Below are 12,039 nucleotides of genomic sequence, written 5' to 3'. Positions count from 1 at the left end.
ATCACAAAATTGAGAAATTACCTCTTGTAGATAATCAAGGAGTACTAAAAGGTTTAATTACGATAAAAGATATTGAAAAGGTCATTGAGTTTCCTAATTCAGCAAAAGATAAACAAGGGCGTTTATTGGTAGGGGCTGCTGTCGGGGTGACAGCTGATACAATGCTTCGTGTGGAAGCATTAGTGAAGGCAAGTGTTGATGTCATTGTTGTTGATACTGCTCACGGTCATTCAATCGGGGTGTTAGATACAGTTAAGAAGATTCGTCAAACTTATCCAGAATTAGATATCATTGCTGGAAATGTTGCCACAGCTGAAGCGACAAAGGACCTAATTGAAGCAGGTGCAAATGTAGTTAAAGTAGGAATAGGACCAGGTTCTATTTGTACAACTCGTGTAGTAGCTGGAGTTGGTGTACCACAAATTACTGCAATTTATGATTGTGCCACTGAAGCTAGAAAACACGATGTTGCGATTATTGCAGATGGTGGAATAAAATATTCAGGAGATATTGTTAAAGCTTTGGCTTCTGGTGGACATGTGGTTATGTTAGGTAGTCTACTTGCAGGTGTAACTGAAAGTCCAGGGGAGACAGAGATATTCCAAGGCCGTCGATTTAAAGTTTATCGTGGTATGGGGTCTGTTGGAGCGATGGAAAAAGGTAGTAAAGATCGTTATTTCCAAGAAGATAATAAGAAGTTTGTTCCCGAGGGTATAGAAGGTCGTTTACCATACAAAGGTCCTTTAGCAGATACAGTATATCAGCTTATCGGTGGTATACGATCAGGTATGGGGTATTGTGGTGCACAAAATTTAAAAGCACTTCGAGAAAAATCTCAATTTATTCGGATGACTGGAGCAGGTTTAAGAGAAAGCCATCCGCATGATGTACAAATTACAAAAGAGTCCCCTAACTATTCAACGAGTTAACAAGGTTAGCAGTTGATAAATAAAGGCTTGTTACTTTTCGTACTAAAAACGAAACACTACACAACTAGAATTCGTGGCATCTTTTCTTCTGTACTACAACGACTAATCATGTTAAACCACCTTATTGGTTCTAATTGGCTAACAATAGCAACAAAGTTTACGAAAAGAGCCTAAATAAGTGATAAATGATCGTCAACCAAGGACAAAAAAACTATATAAAACGGCGCTTGCACGACATTCTAAGACATAAGGAATTGACGATAGAATCGGTTATAAGCATGTTCATTTGCTGACCGATTTAGCATAAAAAATAAAAATTGATGCGATGAGAAGTGAATCAGGCTTTTAATAATTATGTTTTAAGATTGTCAGGAGATAGTGTGTATAACACTATCTATTTTTTTTTAGTAGAATATGATACAATAACGTCTATGTAATGTTAATGATGGAGGGTTTTTTAGTGAAAAACAGATATCAAAAAGGCTTAATTATAAGTCTTTTATCAATGATAATATTAATGACTTTTACGAATACATCTCAACTTGCGTATGCTCAAGAAGATCCACTAAATATCGAAGCTGATGCAGCGATAGTTGTAGAAGCGTCAACAGGTAAGATTTTATATCAAAAAAATATTGATACAATATTAGGTATTGCAAGTATGACTAAAATGATGACTGAATACTTGCTACTAGAAGCTATTGATCAAAAAAAGGTGACATGGGATCAAGAATATCCCGTATCAGATTATGTCTATAAAATATCACAAGATACAGGTTTGTCGAATGTTCCTCTTGTACAAGATGGAAAATATACAGTAAAAGAACTTTACGAAGCGATGGCCATTTATTCTGCTAATGGCGCAACCATTGCTTTAGCTGAAGTGATTGCAGGTTCAGAAACAGAATTTGTCAAGATGATGAATGCTAAGGCGAAAGAGCTTGGCTTGAAGGATTACAAGTTTGTAAATTCTACGGGACTTAATAATAATAGTCTTTATGATATGCACCCTGAAGGTACAAGTAAAAGCGACGAAAATTTAATGTCTGCTAGAACAACAGCTACACTAGCTTACAAGTTATTTAATGATTTCCCGGAGATTATTAATACTGCAAGTATTTCTAAAAAAGTGTTTAGAGAAGAAGGCGATTATCCTATTCAGATGGCTAACTGGAATTGGATGCTTCCAGGATTACTCTATGAATACGAAGGAGTAGACGGAATAAAAACAGGATTTACTGATTTAGCCGGCTATTGTTTCACAAGTACTGCAGAAAGAGATGGCATGCGTTATATTACCGTTGTAATGAACGCAAAATCGAACGGGAAATCTATTCCAGAAGCTCGATTTATTGAAACAGAAAAGCTGTTAGATTATGCGTTTGCTAATTTTAAAATACAAGAGCTTTACCCTGAAGGTTATCAAATTAAAAAAGAATCTACTGTTCCTGTTGTGAAAGGTAAAGAAAAAGAGATTGAAGTATATACAGCAAATCCAATCAAGACAGTAATTAAAAATGGCGAAGCTGAACAATTCGAGCCTGTATTTAATATTAGTGAAGAAGTATTAACAGAAGACGGTGCGCTAACTGCTCCTATTAAAAAAGATGATGTAGTAGGGACGATGACTGTTTCATACGAAGGTGACAATGGTTATGGTTTTTTAACCTCAGAAGGTGAAAAAACTATGCAAACAGATATCATCACGAAAACAGCTGTAGAAAAAGCAAACTGGTTTGTTTTAATGACTAGAGGAATTGGTGGATTTTTCTCAGATGTATGGACAAGTGTATCTGAAACAGTAAAAGGTTGGTTCTAACCACATTCATAACTTGTATAAAATGATGATTGGCTCCCTTGATGGGAGCCTTCTTTAAAAGGATGAAGGGTGTAGTATATTGAATTTGAAAATAGCTTTTGAACGTCAGCTAACGACCGAAGTTAAAAGCACATTCAAATGAAATCATTCCAATGCACGCTGTGGATGAATATGGTATTTACGCTTTTCTTGATAAAAATGAAAATTTACTATTAGGATTTTCTAGTTTTTTAATGTAAAATAATACACAATGGATTAATAATGGTTCAAGGAGGACAACATTAATGGTTAATACAGGTACTGATCGCGTAAAACGTGGTATGGCAGAGATGCAAAAAGGTGGCGTTATCATGGATGTGGTAAACGCTGAACAAGCGAAGATAGCTGAAGAAGCTGGAGCTGTGGCAGTTATGGCTTTGGAGAGAGTTCCTGCTGATATAAGAGCTGCTGGTGGAGTTGCAAGAATGGCAGACCCAACAATTGTAGAAGAGGTAATGAATGCTGTTTCGATTCCAGTTATGGCGAAGGCGCGTATCGGCCACATTGTTGAAGCACGTGTACTTGAATCTTTAGGTGTAGACTATATTGATGAAAGTGAAGTTCTTACACCTGCAGATGAAGAGTATCATTTAAATAAAAGAGAATATACTGTGCCTTTTGTATGTGGATGCCGTGATTTAGGAGAAGCGACTCGACGTATTGCCGAAGGTGCATCAATGCTTCGTACAAAAGGAGAACCTGGTACAGGGAACATCGTTGAAGCTGTACGTCATATGCGTAAAGTAAATGCTCAAATTAGAAAAGTTTCTAGTATGAGTGAAGATGAATTAATGACAGAAGCAAAAAATTTAGGAGCCCCTTTTGAGCTTCTTTTACAAATAAAAAATGAAGGTAGATTACCGGTCGTTAATTTTGCTGCTGGTGGAATTGCAACACCTGCGGATGCAGCGTTAATGATGCAATTAGGTTCTGATGGAGTATTTGTTGGTTCGGGTATATTTAAATCAGAAAATCCCGCTAAGTTTGCACGTGCAATTGTAGAAGCAACAACACATTTCCAAGACTATGAGTTAATTGCTAGTCTTTCTAAAGGTTTAGGTACAGCGATGAAAGGTATTGAAATTTCATCAATTTTACCAGAGCATCGTATGCAAGAACGTGGATGGTAATTAAGGAGTAGTAGATATGGTGAAAATAGGTGTTTTAGGCCTTCAAGGAGCAGTGCGTGAGCATGTTTGGGCTATAGAAGCTGCAGGTGCAGAAGCCGTTGTGATAAAAAGGGTTGAGCAATTAAATGAAGTTGAGGGGTTAGTTTTGCCTGGGGGCGAGAGTACAACGATGCGTCGTTTGATTGATAAATATAGTTTTATGGAACCACTAAGAGAATTCGCTTCGGCAGGTAAACCTATGTTTGGGACATGTGCCGGTTTAATTTTGCTAGCTAATGATATTGTTGGCTACAAGGAAGCACACGTTGGGGTTATGGATATAACTGTAGAAAGAAACTCGTTTGGTCGCCAAAGAGAAAGCTTTGAAGCAAAGCTTTCAATATCTCACGTAGCGGATGATTTTATTGCTGTATTTATCCGCGCTCCTCATATCGTCTCAGTAGGAGAGGATGTTGAGGTATTAGCAAAGCATAAAAACAGAATTGTAGCAGCTAGGCAGGACCAGTTTCTAGGATGTTCCTTTCACCCTGAATTAACAGAGGATTATCGGTTAATGAGTTATTTTGTTAGTATGGTTGAAGAAGCGAAAGAAAAAAATTATGTATAAAACAGTTGCAAGTTCAAAATACTTATAGTAAATTATGTATACCAATCTAAAAATGAAGAAGCAACGACAGGAAATAGTAACAAGAATCTTTTTCTGAAAGAGAGTCGGTGGTTGGTGCGAACCGATGTGGAAGACTTGTGAATCCATCCTCGAGCAAAAATACTGAACAAACCTATTAAGGGTAGTAAGTATTTTCGGTAAAGTACCGTTATTTATTTGAAGTGAAAGATAATGTTGTCATTGTCTTTAACTAGGGTGGCAACGCGGGTTAACTCTCGTCCCTTCTTATAGGGATGGGAGTTTTTTGTTTGTTTAGGCCCTTTTTGTAAGCTTTGTCGCTATTGTTACTGAATGAAAACAGCTAGTTTCTCTTTGACAATTATCATTGCTTTAAAGAAAAACAGATACTACCAACACTAGTTGCCTGTTGAATTTATTTTTAGTAAGTAAAAAACAAGGGATCTTGATACGAAAACAGCTTTTACTTTAAAGGAGGGGTAACAATGTTAGATTTAAAAGTATTAAGAGGTAATTTTGAAGAAGTTAAAGAAAAACTAACATTTCGAGGAGAAGATTTAACCGATTTAGGACGCTTTGAGGAGCTTGATCAAAAGCGTCGTGAATTAATCGTAAAAACTGAGGAATTAAAAAGTAAAAGAAATGAAGCTTCTCAACAAGTCGCAATGCTTAAGCGTGAGAAAAAAGATGCAGATCATCTAATAACTGAAATGAGACAAGTCGGAGAGCATATAAAAGAGCTTGATGTTGAACTCCGTAAGGTTGAGGAGACTTTACAACAATTATTATTATCAATACCCAATATACCACATGAGAGTGTCCCTGTTGGTGAAACTGAGGATGATAATGTAGAGGTACGTCAATGGGGGCAAGTTCCTCAATTTACTTATGAGCCAAAACCCCATTGGGAGATAGCTGACGATCTAAATATTTTAGACTTTGAACGTGCTAGTAAAGTAACTGGTAGCCGGTTTGTATTTTATAAAGGTTTAGGGGCAAGGCTAGAGAGAGCTTTAATGAATTTTATGTTAGACCTACATGTTGAAGAACATGGATATGAGGAGTTATTGACGCCATATTTAGTGAATCGCGCTAGTATGACAGGAACAGGTCAGCTTCCTAAATTTGAAGAGGATGCTTTTTTAATTGATAGTGAAGACTATTTCTTAATTCCTACTGCGGAAGTACCCGTTACTAATTTATATAGAGATGAAATATTGTCTGGTGAACAACTCCCTATTAATTATGCAGCGTATAGTTCATGCTTCCGTTCTGAGGCTGGCTCAGCTGGTAGAGATACAAGAGGACTTATTCGACAGCATCAATTTAACAAGGTAGAGCTTGTGAAATTTGTTAAACCAGAGCATTCATATGAGGAATTAGAAAAAATAACCAGTCATGCTGAAAAAGTGCTACAATTACTTGGATTACCATACCGTGTGATGAGTATGTGTACAGCAGACCTTGGCTTTACAGCTGCGAAAAAGTATGATATTGAAGTATGGTTGCCGAGCTATGGAACGTTCCGTGAAATTTCATCTTGTAGTAATTTCGAGGCATTTCAAGCACGTCGTGCAAACATTAGATTCCGTCGTGATAAAAAAGGAAAACCAGAGCATGTTCATACGTTAAATGGGTCTGGATTAGCAATTGGACGTACAGTTTCTGCGATACTAGAGAATTATCAACAACAAGATGGAACAGTCATTATCCCAGAGGTATTACGTCCATATATGAGAAATAAAGATGTAATTGGCTAGTAATAACAATGGGAAAAGTAATTTATTGTAGAGAAGAAACGCTACATTTATTATAAGGTAGCAAATTGTTTATTACTCAAACTATGGTAAGTAGAATAAATGGAGGGGAGTGAAAACTCTCCTCAAAAAAGTTGTTAATTTATGTTGACAGGCTAGTCTATCATATGGTATATTAATTCTTGTCGATACGGAGGAATACCCAAGTCCGGCTGAAGGGATCGGTCTTGAAAACCGACAGGGGTGTCAAAGCCCGCGGGGGTTCGAATCCCTCTTCCTCCGCCATAATTTTGATTACAATTATCAAGCGCATAATATAATTGGAGATCTGTTGAATTCGTTACACGCGTAACGAATTTTTTAGTATAATTTTTGAATTGTGATCGTCATTACGGTTACGCCCCACATAATTCATACGATAATTGCATATAGCATATAAAAAACGAGCAATGGTTTTATTGCTCGTTTTTTATATGCTATTTAGTTAACACTCTTGAATGTTTTATAAACGTTGATATTCGTTCAATAACAGGCTCAATTGACTGCTTGTTTGAAATGATATCATAATCATTGATGTTAATGCGTAAAACTGGACACGCATTAAAATTGTTTATCCAGTTTTCATATCGTTCGTGCATTTCTTTCCAATACTCAATAGGCGTTTGTTGTTCCATTGGTCGACCACGCTCTTGTATCCGAGAAATAATATCATCTAAGCTTCCTTCAAGGTAGATTAACAAGTCAGGATGCGGGAAATAAGGTGTCATCACCATTGCTTCAAAAAGATTTGTATATGTTTCGTAGTCTACAGCAGACATTGTTCCTTTTTCGTAATGCATATTTGCAAAAATACCTGTATCTTCATAAATAGAACGGTCTTGTATAAATCCTCCACCGTATTCAAATATTTTCTTCTGTTCTTTAAAACGTTCTGCTAAAAAATAAATCTGCAAGTGAAAGCTCCACTTATTAAAATCACTATAAAATTTATCTAAATAAGGGTTTGAATCCACCTTTTCAAAGGATGTACGGAATTGTAAAGCATTAGCTAACGAATTTGTCATCGTTGATTTACCTACACCCACTGTACCAGCTATTGTAATAACAGCATCATTTGGTATTTCATATTTTTCTCGCAAATTCATTGAATTCTGCTCCTTTTAGTAAAGTCTGTTGTAGTATGTTTAGAATCATTTCTAAATCATTTTGATTTTGGACAAAGTCGAGTTGATCACCATTAAAGCGGAGAACTGGGATTGTAGGATTCTCACGTTCAAATTGTTCCATAGCTTGTTCGTAATCACTACATAATTGTTCTAAATAGCTAGGCTCAATATTTTTTTCAATGTCTCTACCACGCATGTTAATTCTATTAAGTAATGTATCTAAACTTGCATGTAGGTAAATAACTACATTTGGAGTAGGTAAATCCGCAGTTAAGATATTGTATACCTGTATATATTTAGTAAGTTGGTGATCTTTTAGCGTGCGTTCAGCAAAGATTAAGTTCTTAAAAATATGATAATCAGATACTACTGCTTTATTTTGTCTTATATATTTTTTTTCAATGTCTTCAAGTTGTTTGTACCGATTACAAAGAAAGAACATTTCCAATTGAAAACTCCACTCGTCAATATCTTCATAAAATTTTCCTAAAAAAGGATTCTCATCAACGATTTCTTTTAATAAATGGATATTAAAATGATTTTCAATTGCTTTTGCGAGTGAAGTTTTTCCGACACCGATTGGGCCCTCTACTGTTATAAAAGGTGTTTGTTTCATTATGTTGTCCCCCTCTTAAAAGGTAAAGAAAATCCTGCTTTGAATTCGAGTTATATTCATGTACGAGGTTTGAAATATTAAGCTTCTATCTATAGGGAGAAGAATAAATGCATATGCATTTTGTATAACAACCAAACGTACGATCAAAAAAACTGACAAATTGTATTTTATCACAGTGAATCATTTCACGGTGTGACAATCTGAAAGAAATTGTTGGGAAATAAAAATTAATACATTAGCTTTTGGATATTATCATTGGTAAATTATATATGAAAGGAACGAAAGAGACTACTGTATAATGTAACATATATTTATAATAGTTAATTAAGGCTCTTTTCGTAAACTATGTTGTTTTACTAAAATGGACAGTAAGAAGTGTTTTCAAGGAGCTCAATAAATGTAAAAGTAGAAAAGAGGCTACCAACGCTAAATGTATACGTGATTATATCTTAGAACGAAAAGCAACAATTATTGCGAAAAAAGCCCTAATTATAGCGGGAGTTCTCTTAAATTACTAATTGTAAGATGACTAATCTACATCACTTGTAAAATGATTTGTGTTAGTTATTTGGATTTTTTTTCTATGAGTCAGTCCCTAGATATTAAGTACAGCGCCAATCCTCTCAATTCAATTCGTTTCATAGATAACGCTCAAAGGCAAAAGGTGCATTCGAGTGAATAAATGTACCACTTTTCAGGAAGGTCCGTAGCCTTTGCCCACTATATAACAAGGAGATAAAAAATGAATACAGACGAATATTACATGCGCCTTGCTCTTAATGAAGCAAAGAAAGCTGAACAAATAAATGAGGTTCCTATTGGTGCTGTAATTGTAAAAGATAATGAAATTATTGCTTCCGCATTTAATTTACGTGAAAGAGAACAAAGATCGTTAGCCCATGCTGAATTACTTGCAATTGATGAAGCATGTAAAAGTATAGGATCTTGGAGATTAGAAAATACGACGTTATATGTTACGCTAGAACCATGTCCGATGTGTGCTGGAGCCATTGTATTGTCAAGAATTCAGAGGGTTGTTTACGGTGCCAAAGATCCAAAGGGAGGTTGTGCTGGAACAATTATGAATCTTTTAGACGAGAAAAGGTTCAATCATCAAGTAGAAGTTGAAAGTGGAATCTTGGAGAAAGAGTGTGGTTCTATCTTAACAACTTTTTTTAATAATATACGGAAAAGGAATAAAGAGAAAAATGAAAAAAAGTTAACAAAAAAATAATTTTCATATAATTTACAGTTTGTAATTCATTGCAATTTTTCGCTAAAGGCTTTATACTATTAATTGCGTTGGTAACAATGCATATAATATTTGGTTTCAATTTTGCCGTGCTAAGCGGGGAGGTAGCGGTGCCCTATACTCGCAATCCGCTCTAGCGAGGCCGAATCCCTTCTTGCGGTTAGTCCATTTTAGGGTCTGACTTAAGTAAGTGGTGTTGACGTCTGGGTCCCACGCAATGGGAATCCGTGAACCCTGTCAGGTCCGGAAGGAAGCAGCAGTAAGCGGAAGCTCTCATGTGCCGTGGGGTTGCCTAGACCGAGCTAACTGCTTAAGTAACGCCTAGGATGACTAATCAACGGAAGGTGCACGGCAGTTATTATACAAATAAAACTCACTCTTTAAGAGTGAGTTTTTTGTATAATTGAATAAAAAGATTTATCTTTCACTTTGAAAATGATTAATTAAGTAAGGTATAATGAATAAGATAAAAATGTGAAGGGGGCGTGTTTTTGAGTTACCAAGCTTTATATCGTGTTTGGAGACCACAACAATTTCATGATGTAGTTGGTCAGGACCACGTTACGAAAACACTTCAAAATGCACTGCTCCAGCAAAAGTTTTCACATGCATATCTTTTTTCTGGCCCTCGAGGTACCGGGAAAACAACTATTGCAAAAATTATAGCTAAAGCAGTAAATTGTCAAAAAGCACCTATTGCAGATCCATGTAATGAATGCAGTAGTTGTCGCGGCATATCAGATGGATCAATTTCTGATGTTATTGAAATTGATGCTGCATCTAATAACGGAGTAGATGAAATTAGAGATATAAGAGATAAGGTGAAGTATGTACCTAGTGCAGTTAGATACAAAGTGTACATTATTGATGAAGTGCATATGTTATCTATAGGTGCATTCAATGCATTATTGAAAACTTTGGAAGAACCGCCAGAGCACGTTATTTTTATTTTAGCTACAACAGAACCTCACAAAATACCTTTAACTATTATTTCGAGGTGTCAAAGGTTTGATTTAAAAAGAATATCACCACAATCAATTACCTTAAGGTTGAAAACTATTCTTCAACATCAGCAGGTGATTGTGAAAGATGATGCGTTACACGCAATAGCAAGAGTAGCTGAAGGTGGAATGCGGGATGCATTAAGTTTGTTAGATCAAGCATTATCTTTTAGCGGGGAAGAAGTTCAACTGAATGATGTGCTAACAGTTACAGGAGCTGTTTCACAGTCTTTTATTGCGGATATCGTTGCTGCCTTAAAAGATAGAGATGTTTCTAAAGGGCTTAAATCGCTAGATTCGTTAATGAATCAAGGTAAAGATCCAATGAGGTTTGTTGAAGATGTAATCATGTACTTTCGTGATATGCTACTATATAAAACAGCCCCTAACCTAGAAAATGTTCTTGAACGACTAACAATTGATGAGCAATTTAAGCAACTGGCTGACGATTTTAGATCTTCTGAAATTTACACAATGATTGATCGATTGAATAAAAGCCAACAAGACATGAAATGGACAAATCACCCTCGGATATTTTTAGAGGTAACGATTGTAAAGCTCTGCCAACTTGAAGAGCCTAAGACGATAAAGCAATTGCCGGAAATTGATTCATTAATGTTAAAAATAGAACAGCTAGAATCAGAGCTAAATCAACTAAAAGTTAGTTCTCAACATAATCAAGCACAACAAACAGATTCATCACAAGAAAAGCGATCGCAAAAGGGAACAAGAAAAAGTGGCTACAAAACACCGACTGGTCGCATTCAGGAAATTTTGAATAATGCTACTAAACAAGACCTCCAACTAATTAAAAGTCGTTGGGGCGATATGTTAGACTTGTTAAGAAAACAAAACAAAGTTTCTCATGCAGCTCTACTAAATGATAGTGAACCTGTCGCTGCCTCAAATGATGCCTTTGTGTTAAAATTCAAATACGAGATACATTGTAAAATGGTCGCGGAAAATAATAATAATATTCGTGATAATGTTGATGGTATATTAATTGAGATGGTCGGGAAGCGTTTTGAATTGGTCGGTGTTCCAGAAGAAAAATGGTCAGAAATCAGAGAAGAGTATATTCGTGGTCAAAGAGATGAAGAAGATAATGAAAATGAAGAGGACTTACTTGTTACAGAGGCTAAAAAACTAGTTGGTGATCATCTCATTGAGATGAAAGAATAGATAGAATTATATAAGGAGGAATACAATAATGCGTGGAATGGGAAATATGCAAAAAATGATGAAACAAATGCAAAAAATGCAAAAGGATATGCAAAAAGCTCAAGAAGAACTAGGTGAAAAGTCGATTGAAGGAACAGCTGGTGGAGGGATGGTAACAGTTACCGTCAATGGCCACAAAGAAGTCATCGATGTTGTAATTAAAGAAGAGGTTGTAGACCCTGAAGACATTGAAATGCTTCAAGATCTTGTACTTGCTGCTACAAATGAAGCGTTGAAAAAAGTAGAAGAGATGACTAATGATACGATGGGACAATTCACTAAGGGATTGAACTTACCAGGTGGAATGTTCTAGAGAATAATTTTCCGATTATTAAACGGTGAAAATTACCTTTTAATAATCGGATTTACTGCTTGTTGGGATAAATAGGACGCTAACATTGATCGAAATTGTCTAGCTACAATCCCGTTAACAAATTAACAGAACCACACCTTCTTGACAGCTCGTCATATGGTTATTGTATAT

General features: G+C 35.9%; 10 protein-coding genes, 1 tRNA gene, 1 other RNA gene and 1 other annotated feature (1 of these 13 only partly in view). Of the genes, 10 read left to right on the top strand and 2 right to left on the bottom strand.

Annotation, left to right across the window (positions count from 1 at the left end):
• The 6 genes from guaB to V1503_RS10330 all read left to right on the top strand — a co-directional run.
• On the top strand, positions 1 to 929 hold the 3' portion of the coding sequence (guaB, locus tag V1503_RS10355) for an IMP dehydrogenase (RefSeq protein WP_214484760.1). 538 nt of this gene lie to the left of the window's left edge; only the last 929 of its 1,467 coding nucleotides appear in the window; its start codon lies off the left edge, out of view; the stop codon is at positions 927 to 929.
• A 445-nt stretch (positions 930 to 1,374) separates the two neighbouring features.
• Complete coding sequence (locus tag V1503_RS10350; protein ID WP_410626690.1) at positions 1,375 to 2,748, top strand: serine hydrolase; 1,374 nt, start codon at positions 1,375 to 1,377, stop codon at positions 2,746 to 2,748.
• Positions 2,749 to 3,032: 284 nt separating this feature from the next.
• The gene (pdxS, locus tag V1503_RS10345) at positions 3,033 to 3,917 is read left to right on the top strand and encodes a pyridoxal 5'-phosphate synthase lyase subunit PdxS (RefSeq protein ID WP_214484757.1); all 885 of its coding nucleotides are present in this window, start codon (positions 3,033 to 3,035) and stop codon (positions 3,915 to 3,917) included.
• A 16-nt stretch (positions 3,918 to 3,933) separates the two neighbouring features.
• Positions 3,934 to 4,524 carry a pyridoxal 5'-phosphate synthase glutaminase subunit PdxT gene (pdxT, locus tag V1503_RS10340; RefSeq protein ID WP_410626688.1) on the top strand — a complete coding sequence of 197 codons (591 nt, stop codon included), beginning with the start codon at positions 3,934 to 3,936 and terminating at the stop codon, positions 4,522 to 4,524.
• A gap of 54 nt (positions 4,525 to 4,578) precedes the next feature.
• Positions 4,579 to 4,810, top strand: a binding site (T-box leader).
• 217 nt (positions 4,811 to 5,027) lie between these two features.
• A complete protein-coding gene (gene serS / locus V1503_RS10335; protein ID WP_214484755.1) occupies positions 5,028 to 6,302 on the top strand; it encodes a serine--tRNA ligase in 1,275 nt (424 codons plus the stop codon).
• A 189-nt stretch (positions 6,303 to 6,491) separates the two neighbouring features.
• Positions 6,492 to 6,584 (top strand) — tRNA-Ser (locus V1503_RS10330).
• Positions 6,585 to 6,775: 191 nt separating this feature from the next.
• On the opposite strand, the gene V1503_RS10325 is transcribed toward V1503_RS10330, so the two are convergent.
• Positions 6,776 to 7,444 carry a deoxynucleoside kinase gene (locus tag V1503_RS10325; RefSeq protein ID WP_214484754.1) on the bottom strand — a complete coding sequence of 223 codons (669 nt, stop codon included), beginning with the start codon at positions 7,442 to 7,444 and terminating at the stop codon, positions 6,776 to 6,778.
• Positions 7,422 to 8,081 (bottom strand): deoxynucleoside kinase, encoded by a 660-nt coding sequence (locus V1503_RS10320; protein WP_410626685.1) that lies wholly within the window; start codon positions 8,079 to 8,081, stop codon positions 7,422 to 7,424. Before V1503_RS10320 ends, V1503_RS10325 begins: the two co-directional genes overlap by 23 nt.
• Positions 8,082 to 8,823: 742 nt before the next feature.
• Between V1503_RS10320 and tadA the strand changes: the two genes are divergently transcribed.
• The 4 genes from tadA to V1503_RS10300 all read left to right on the top strand — a co-directional run bounded on the left by tadA (position 8,824) and on the right by V1503_RS10300 (position 11,868).
• The gene (gene tadA / locus V1503_RS10315) at positions 8,824 to 9,315 is read left to right on the top strand and encodes a tRNA adenosine(34) deaminase TadA (RefSeq protein ID WP_410626683.1); all 492 of its coding nucleotides are present in this window, start codon (positions 8,824 to 8,826) and stop codon (positions 9,313 to 9,315) included.
• 105 nt (positions 9,316 to 9,420) lie between these two features.
• Positions 9,421 to 9,685, top strand: an RNA gene (ffs, locus tag V1503_RS10310) — signal recognition particle sRNA large type.
• A gap of 139 nt (positions 9,686 to 9,824) precedes the next feature.
• The gene (dnaX, locus tag V1503_RS10305; RefSeq protein WP_410626681.1) at positions 9,825 to 11,516 is read left to right on the top strand and encodes a DNA polymerase III subunit gamma/tau; all 1,692 of its coding nucleotides are present in this window, start codon (positions 9,825 to 9,827) and stop codon (positions 11,514 to 11,516) included.
• A 28-nt stretch (positions 11,517 to 11,544) separates the two neighbouring features.
• Positions 11,545 to 11,868 carry a YbaB/EbfC family nucleoid-associated protein gene (locus tag V1503_RS10300; protein ID WP_214484750.1) on the top strand — a complete coding sequence of 108 codons (324 nt, stop codon included), beginning with the start codon at positions 11,545 to 11,547 and terminating at the stop codon, positions 11,866 to 11,868.
• Positions 11,869 to 12,039: the final 171 nt, after the last annotated feature.

The sequence above is a fragment of the Nanhaiella sioensis genome (assembly GCF_046557775.1).
GTDB classification, from domain to species: Bacteria; Bacillota; Bacilli; order Bacillales; family SM2101; genus Nanhaiella; species Nanhaiella sioensis.
This window is presented reverse-complemented; position numbering and strand designations above follow the sequence as displayed.